The 3,984-nt window shown below is 49.4% G+C and carries 5 protein-coding genes; all 5 read right to left on the bottom strand.

The annotated features are described in order from the left end of the window. Positions 1 to 54: 54 nt before the first annotated feature. The gene (locus tag KBS54_03665) at positions 55 to 240 is read right to left on the bottom strand and encodes a hypothetical protein (protein MBQ0055228.1); all 186 of its coding nucleotides are present in this window, start codon (positions 238 to 240) and stop codon (positions 55 to 57) included. A gap of 161 nt (positions 241 to 401) precedes the next feature. Then, the gene (locus KBS54_03660; protein MBQ0055227.1) at positions 402 to 1,295 is read right to left on the bottom strand and encodes an SPOR domain-containing protein; all 894 of its coding nucleotides are present in this window, start codon (positions 1,293 to 1,295) and stop codon (positions 402 to 404) included. Positions 1,296 to 1,338: 43 nt separating this feature from the next. Beyond that, positions 1,339 to 1,929, bottom strand: coding sequence for a polymer-forming cytoskeletal protein (locus tag KBS54_03655; protein ID MBQ0055226.1), 591 nt, complete (start codon positions 1,927 to 1,929; stop codon positions 1,339 to 1,341). A 36-nt stretch (positions 1,930 to 1,965) separates the two neighbouring features. Next, positions 1,966 to 2,913 carry a polysaccharide deacetylase gene (locus tag KBS54_03650; protein MBQ0055225.1) on the bottom strand — a complete coding sequence of 316 codons (948 nt, stop codon included), beginning with the start codon at positions 2,911 to 2,913 and terminating at the stop codon, positions 1,966 to 1,968. A 294-nt stretch (positions 2,914 to 3,207) separates the two neighbouring features. Continuing rightward, the coding region (locus tag KBS54_03645; protein ID MBQ0055224.1) for an autotransporter outer membrane beta-barrel domain-containing protein at positions 3,208 to 3,984 on the bottom strand (777 nt) is incomplete at its 5' end.

Genomic DNA, 3,984 nt, shown 5'->3' with positions numbered 1-3,984 from the left:
CTGTAAGCGTTAGAACCTTAGAACCGTTAAAATCTTTGTCTTTCTGCCTTTTTATTAGTCTTTCTGCGGGCACGAAGTGCAGCGCAGAATCCAGTGTCGTTGGTTTTTCAATACCGAACGGGCTTCGCCCGTAAAGTCGCTGGATACCGTGTCAAGCACGGTATGACGTTTTTTTTGCTTTTCAAGGTTTTCTCTCGTCATTCCGATGAAAATCGGAATCCAGTGTCTTTTGTTTTTCAAGGTCTTTTCAAAGCCACTGTATGCTGCACTTCCGCTTCGCTCCATGCAGCATACCCCTACGGGGCACGCGAGACAATGATTTTTTTGCTTCAAGCTTATCGCTTACCACTTACTGCTTGCCATTCTTAATTATTCATTGTTCTTTCTTTATTGCTTTACTACTATCTGACTATGTAGTATTTCAAGCCTATGGCTTTGAGTTTCGCGCATATAGCTTCCGCCTCCTCTTTGCTGTTTGCCGTCGCGCGCGCACGCCACCATTTGCGCCCTTTTGAGTTGACGTTTTCTTCAACGTGAGCGCTTGCGATGCCGTTTTTCTTCGCTTTCGCAACCCACTGCCGCATTTCGTCAGGCTCTGTGTCCGCGCCAAACTGGATTATCGTCGCGCCGCCGGAAGCAGACACAGTCTGAGGTTTTACCTGCGGTTTTTCGGCTTTAGCGGGTTGTTTAACCTGCGGCTTTGCGGCTTTCGCAGGAGCTTCGGCTTTTGCAGGTTTGTTTTCCGCGACGGGCGCAGGTTTTGCTTTCACTGTTTGTACAGGCTGCACCGGTTTCGGCTGCGGCTTTGCTTCCGTTTTTGCCGGTTGTTTCGTGCCGTCTGCCGTATGCCGCGCCCTGTCCTGCGCAAGGCGCGTTATTACGTCTGCTGTAACGTCTGTTTCCGCTTTTGCCGCTTCGCTGCTTTGGCTGTCGTATATATGCTGCAGTTTTCTGTCTGCCGCCACTTGGTTTATAACTTGTTTTGCTTTGTTCACTACAGGCGTCATTATTTCAACGTTGGTTTGTGCCTGCCATGTTTCGTGCTGCTTTTTCAGCTGCTGTTTCGTCTGTTCGTCTTTGGCATTTGCCGTCAGACGGTCGTATTCCACCGCTTTTTGTTTTGCCATTTCGATATACTGCCGCTGCGCTGCTATGTATTCGGGCATGGAGAGGAATATTTTGCGAAAGTCCGCTTTGCCGTCGGCAGCTTCGGCTGTTTTGGCAAACGGTATTGTCAATACTGCCGCAAGCAGTATCGCAAGCAATATGCTGTTTTTTTTGTGTGTCTTCGGCATTTTGTTTCCCTCTCTTTTGTTTGTTTTGTTTGTTTTATTTGTTTTATTCGCTGAACAGGTTTCGTCTGATTTCAAATCCGCCTTCGATTTGCGCTCCTTCTTCCATGTTCATTGCCACAGCGCGGACGTTGCCGCGTATGTCTGCCGTGCTTCTGAGACTGACGCGCCCGTTGACTGCGGCATCTCCGTTGACCGTTCCTGCACAGTCAAGTTCTCTGGCATAGACGCTGCCGTTGATTGCCGCGTTCTCGCCAATTATCAGTTTTTGTTCTATGCTGACGTCTCCGTTTATTGTGCAGTCAAGAAGTTCTATTGTCTGAGCACTAATGCTGCCGGTGTGGCTGCCGTGAAGCGTTATTCTGCCTCCGGCTATAATGTCACCGTCGCAGCTGCCGATGATTTCTATGTCACCGGTTGTTTTTATCGTGCAGTTTGAGCCTGTCTCGTGTACCGCAGGCTGTGCCGCTTTGGCTTCAACAGGTTTTTCTGTTCTTACCGGCTGTTTTGCCGCCATTTCTGCCGTTTCGATGTTTTCACCGGCTTTTTTTCCCTGTTTTTCCTGTTCTGCCGTTTCGCCGCTGCCTATTCCAAAAAGTTCGTATGCTGCCTTGCCAAAGTTTTCTTTCGCGCTCATTGTTTTTGTTCTCCCCTTTTTTGTTTCTGTTATCTTTTATCTTGGACTGAATAATGCCGGTTTTACGTCGGGCGTTACCGCTTTGAAGCTGTAGCCTTTTTGTTTCAGTTCTTTTATTATTCTGCCAAGCGCCTGTGCCGTTGCCTGTTTTTTGCCTGAGTCGTGCAGCAGTACAAATGCGGGTTCTTCGCTTTTGCTTACTTCGTCTATTACTCTTTGGGCTATGCCGTCTGCCGTTATGTTTTTTGTTTCAGCGTCTCCCGATGAAATTGTCCAGTCGTACGGGATAAAGCCGCGTCTCAGCATTTCCGACATAAGCTGTTCGTGCAGCCGCAGGTTCACTCCGCTTATGCTGCCTCCCGGAAAGCGGAATACCGCCGGTTCCTGCCCCGTTGTCTGTCTGATGAGCGCGCTTATGTTGTGCATGTCTTTCAGAAAGTTTTCTACCGAGGCGTATATGTATTTGTAGCTGTGCGAGTAGCTGTGCATTCCTATGGTGTGTCCTTTGCGCGCGGCTTCTTTCATTGTCTTCAGGTCATCTTCGTTTGTAGTGCCTTTGACAAAGAATGTCGCTTTCACGTTTTCAAAGTCCAATGTGTCAAGTATTTGTCTTGTACACGCGCTCGGTCCGTCGTCAAAGGTGAGGTACACTGTTTTGGCTTCTGTTTTTTCCGCTGCTGCCTTTGCCGGCGCGTACAGGTCGGGATACAGTTTCTGATATTCCGGCGCTGATGAGTGAAGCATTTCGCGCAGGTCAATTCCGCTGCGCCGTTTTTCTTTTTTCGTCTGACGTCCGGCTGACGCTTCGTACGGCGTTTTGCCGCCTGTTGCCGCCGCTGTCAGCTGCTCTGTTAGCGCAAGCCGGTATTCCAGCCTGCTGTTTTTGCGGCAGGATTTCCACAAGAGCAGCGACAGTACCGTTATTACCGTTATTATCGTCAGCAGTATTAAATGTTTGAAAAACCTGACACTGCCTATGTACATCTCTTGTTTCTCCCACCTTTATTTGCTCGTTTCACTCGCGATATAAGCTATAAGCGTTAAGCTTTTAGCTTATGGCTTATGGCTTTCTTTTCCGCGCCTTTCTGTCCCATGGAACACGGAGGAGTAAAACTCACATAAGGAATTTTCTTCGTACAGAAAGGCGGGGAAAAGAGGCGCTGCACGCCGTCTTTTCTCTGTTGCTTTTGCGGTAGTACCTGCAGGGGGCAGACGGTAGTTCGCAGGACGTAGATTCTGCGTCCTACTCCCTACCTGCTGCTCCCCACCTGCTATCTTCTATTTCCCGAACTCATACCACGCGTTCAGGTGCGCGCCTATGCTGTCGCGTTTGCCTGTGTAGCCTGTTACGCCAAGTTCTACTTTCCAGGGGCTGTTCGGCTTATGGTATTTTATGCCGAGTTCCGCCATTCCGCTTCCGCCTTTGAAGTCAGGTTCAAGCAGCGCGTATTCTCCCAGATGTCCTTTCGCAACTCCGTCAAATTCGTATTCGTAGGCAAGTCCGCCGAAGAATTTTATCCCTTCTTTTGTTTCTTTGCCGTTGTAGCGGAAGCCCGCGCGAAGTCTGTGAGAGTTTATCGCGTCAAGGTCAAATTGTTCGCCGTCTATTACAGGGCTGTCGCTGTTTTGTCTGTTCCAGAGGTATTTGACGTAGGTGTCAATGTTGCCGCCGTTTGTTACGTTCCATTTGTAACCGACTGCTGCGTGCGCTCCCATGTAGGCGTTGCTTGTGTCAAAGCGGGTGCTTTCTCCGGGGTTAAACGTTTCGCTGTTGTAGTCGCTGTTCATGTGTCCCGCTCTGAATGAGGCTTCTCCGTGGAGCTGTCCTTTGGCTGTCTTTTTGCCTTCCGCTTTGAGGAATATACCGCCGCCGAAGTAGTTGACGTCGCCGTCCGCTCTTACGTTGCCGTCTTCAAATTCGTTTTCTGTCGTGTAGCGTCCGTTTCCGCCTTCAACGAATATTCCAAGCGTTACGTTGTCTTTTACTTTCTTTGAGAGTCCCGCCGCAACGTTTGTGCTGTTGAGGTCTATGTGGCTGCCTGTTTCATAACGGCT

This window comes from Candidatus Equadaptatus faecalis (assembly GCA_018065065.1).
Classification (GTDB): Bacteria; Synergistota; Synergistia; order Synergistales; family Synergistaceae; genus Equadaptatus; species Equadaptatus faecalis.
The sequence above is the reverse complement of the archived record's forward strand: the minus strand, read 5'-3'. Positions and strand labels throughout refer to the sequence as shown.

Bases quoted from the DNA above. Each gene is read 5' to 3' on its own strand.
- KBS54_03660 (MBQ0055227.1), bottom strand. From the start codon at position 1,295: ATGCCGAAGACACACAAAAAAAACAGCATATTGCTTGCGATACTGCTT.
- KBS54_03650 (MBQ0055225.1), bottom strand. From the start codon at position 2,913: ATGTACATAGGCAGTGTCAGGTTTTTCAAACATTTAATACTGCTGACG.
- KBS54_03655 (MBQ0055226.1), bottom strand. From the start codon at position 1,929: ATGAGCGCGAAAGAAAACTTTGGCAAGGCAGCATACGAACTTTTTGGA.